The sequence below is a fragment of the Gilliamella sp. wkB108 genome (assembly GCF_001690195.1).
In the GTDB taxonomy this organism is placed as follows: domain Bacteria; phylum Pseudomonadota; class Gammaproteobacteria; order Enterobacterales; family Orbaceae; genus Gilliamella; species Gilliamella apicola_L.
Genome location: NZ_LZGM01000101.1, coordinates 1 through 3,001 on the forward strand (window position 1 = coordinate 1; position 3,001 = coordinate 3,001).

At 38.0% G+C, this 3,001-nt stretch carries 3 protein-coding genes; 1 reads left to right on the forward strand and 2 read right to left on the reverse strand.

The window, feature by feature from the left end; genetic code table 11:
- Positions 1-183 precede the first annotated feature (183 nt).
- Positions 184-993, reverse strand: coding sequence for a formate dehydrogenase accessory sulfurtransferase FdhD (fdhD, locus tag A9G11_RS11450; protein WP_065617612.1), 810 nt, complete (start codon positions 991-993; stop codon positions 184-186).
- Positions 994-1,152: 159 nt separating this feature from the next.
- Here fdhD and A9G11_RS11455 point away from each other — a divergent pair, with 159 nt between their 5' ends.
- Complete coding sequence (locus A9G11_RS11455) at positions 1,153-1,683, forward strand: DedA family protein (protein ID WP_065619748.1); 531 nt, start codon at positions 1,153-1,155, stop codon at positions 1,681-1,683.
- A 212-nt stretch (positions 1,684-1,895) separates the two neighbouring features.
- Here A9G11_RS11455 and A9G11_RS11460 read toward each other — a convergent pair.
- Positions 1,896-3,001 (reverse strand): mechanosensitive ion channel domain-containing protein (locus tag A9G11_RS11460; protein WP_141674421.1); only part of this gene is annotated, 1,106 nt, incomplete at its 5' end.

Consider the following 3,001-nt stretch of genomic DNA (forward strand, 5'->3'; position numbering starts at 1 on the left):
ATAGACTTATTCCAATAAATTTACTCTTTTTTGCGTACCTATATTATGATAGCTTATGCCTAATAAAGGAAGCTGTAGTTTAGGTATATTATTGAATAATCGGAAATTAGTATATTTTTTCATCAGGTGAGTTGTATATAACATAATTCTTAACGCGATTTTAAATTGCAAGATATACCATGTTTACCTGATAATACGGTCATCTCCTGCGTAAATAACACCTTTATCACCGCGAAAAAAACCAACTAAAGTCAAATTACACTGTTTTGCCATGTTTACCGCCATTGAGGTGGTTGCTGATACCGCCAGTAAAATCTCAACCCCACATATAGCTGTTTTTTGTACCATTTCATAACTAGCTCGACTGGAAATAAGAATAACTCCTTTCTGATTTTGTTGATTATTTTCGATTTGCTTAGCTCGAAAACCCAGTAATTTATCTAAAGCGACATGTCGGCCAATATCTTCAAAACCAGCAATAAAATTACCCTGTAAATCAAGCCAGACCGCAGCATGCGTACATCCTGTTTGCTTTCCGACAATTTGTACTTGGTTTAGGTATGCAAGTGAATGGCAAAAATCAGACAATACGATTTTATCGTGATGAGGTAAAACAGGAACAACTTGACAAACTTGCTCAATCTGCTCACTACCACAAATACCACAACCTGTTCGCCCGGTTAAATTACGACGTTTTTCTTTTAGCTGCATAAAACGCCGGGAAGATAATTCAATATGAACTTCAACACCTTCGGCTGTTTCAATGATATCGATACCATAGATATCGTTAACTGATTCAATGATTTTTTCGGTTAATGAAAAGCCAATAGCAAAATGATCCAGATCCTTAGGCGAGGTCATCATCACCACATGTGAGATACCGTTGTAAATTAGAGCAACCGGTTTTTCGATCGCTAAAAAATCCTCTTCAGGCGTTTGTAATTTTGCCGCTTTAAATTTAATAACCTTGTTGGTTTTAATACCGATATCCATTATTTAGCTCTTGCGATTGTCAATTGAGAACAGGATAATAGCCTTAGTTTACTCAGGTTTTCAGCACGATAAATAACAAGTAAACACGCTTAAGCTATATTTATATTATTATGGTAAAATAGCACACTATAATCAATTCATAATTTTCATAACATTACTATGTCATTACATGAAATTACCCATACAATAATGCAATTTATTGAAAATCACCAAATGTGGACATTACCCATTATTTTTTTATTGGCATTTGGTGAATCACTGGCAATTATCTCCCTGCTCGTACCCGCAACAGCTATTTTACTGGGAGCTGGTGCGTTAGTTGGTGCGGGCGTTATTTCATTTATCCCTGTGTTAATTGTAGCTTCAGCTGGTGCTATTATTGGTGATTGGCTTTCGTACTGGTTAGGCAAATATTATCATCAAACGGTAATTTCCTCATGGCCACTAAATCAACATCCAAAATTAGTTTATCGTGCAGAACAGTTCTTTTTGCGTTATGGCACGATAGGTGTTTTTGTGGGACGATTTTTTGGACCTTTGCGTGCGATTGTACCGTTAATAGCCGGCACTATGCATATGCAGACAACTAAATTCAATATAGCCAATATTACCTCCGCACCGATTTGGGCTTTTGTATTACTTGCCCCCGGTGCATTCGGCGTACCTTGGTTAGAAACACTATTTGGTTAAATGCTACCAGTTGTATAAGTACGACGCCCACTTTTGCGACCGAGTGCTTCTAAATTGGTTTGCAACGGTGGGAATGGTAACGTTAATAGCCGGCACTATGCATATGCAAACAACTAAATTCAATATAGCCAATATTACCTCCGCACCGATTTGGGCTTTTGTATTACTTGACCCGGTGCATTCGGCGTACCTTGGTTAGAAACACTATTTGGTTAAATGCTACCAGTTGTATAAGTACGACGCCCACTTTTGCGACCGAGCGCCTCTAAATTGGTTTGCAACGGTGGGAATGGTAACTGTAAATTATGCTGACGATAAGCTTCGATGATCAGTTTTTGAATACCACTGCGCAGTAGCATTCGATGCCCCATTTCCGCGGCAAACACCCGTAATTCAAATAATTGAATACCTTCTTGAATATCAACCAGAAAAACTTGTGGTTCAGGATCTTTAAGCACATATTCACACTCTAAAGCAGCTTGTTGTAACAGGCTAATAACCAGATCGCTATCGGCATCTATTGTTGCAGGAATAGTAAGCACAATACGAGTGATCGAATCAGATAAAGACCAGTTGACCAGTTGTTCGGTTATAAAGGCTTTGTTGGGCATAACGATCTCTTTACGATCCCAATCAACGATAGTAATGGCTCTTGTATTAATTTTGGTTATATTGCCGGTAAGTTCACGTATAGTAACGGTATCACCAATACGGACAGGCTTTTCAAATAAGATGATTAAACCAGAAACAAAGTTAGCAAAAATTTCTTGTAAACCAAAGCCTAAACCAACACCAAGCGCTGCAATAAGCCACTGAATTTTTGACCAATCGATACCAATAAACGAAAAAGCCACCATGCAACCAATCATTAAAATGATGTATTTCGATAGAGTTGAAATAGCATAACCGGTGCCGGGAGCGAGATCTAAATGTTGTAAAATGCCTAATTCCAGTAATGCCGGTAGATTTTTTACCAATTGGATAGTTATGGTCATAACTAAAATGGCAATACAAAGCGCACCAAGCGTAATATATTGTTCAATTTCAGTACCATTGACAACCGCGCTAGTTCCCCAAAGCTTAATGTTATTCATAAAAGCAAAGGCAGAATGTAATTCTGACCAGAGCAAAATCATGCTGATTAAGGCAACTAACATAATAATTGAGCGAACTAAATGTAATGATTGCGCACTAATTTCATCTAAGTCAATGACCGGTTCATCGACGCCTTCATTAATGGATGTCAATTCTTCATCGTGGGTTTTAGCTCGTTGCATACGCTCTAAACGTCGTTGTTTTACGCGTTCAAACTCAAGAC